Annotated in this window: 1 protein-coding gene; it reads left to right on the top strand. The window is 47.5% G+C overall.

Annotation, left to right across the window (positions count from 1 at the left end):
* Positions 1-240 (top strand): PLP-dependent transferase (locus tag Q4528_RS15795; protein WP_303522682.1); only part of this gene is annotated, 240 nt, incomplete at both ends.

Below are 240 nucleotides of genomic sequence, written 5' to 3'. Positions count from 1 at the left end.
CTATAGCAGTGCGCAGCGGTATAGAAAGTGACAGCCAACACGGCGCAGTAGTGCCGCCTATTTATTTGTCTAGCAATTATAGCTTTGCTGATTTTAATCAGAAGCGTCAGTTTGATTACAGTCGCTCTGGTAATCCAACCCGTCATATTTTGGCTGAGGCTATCGCCAACTTAGAGCATGGAGCGGGTGCGGTGATTACTAACACCGGAATGTCGGCAGTCAATTTGGTTACCGCTTTGC

This window comes from Staphylococcus pasteuri (genome assembly GCF_030547725.1).
GTDB lineage: Bacteria > Bacillota > Bacilli > Staphylococcales > Staphylococcaceae > Staphylococcus > Staphylococcus pasteuri.
This window is presented reverse-complemented; position numbering and strand designations above follow the sequence as displayed.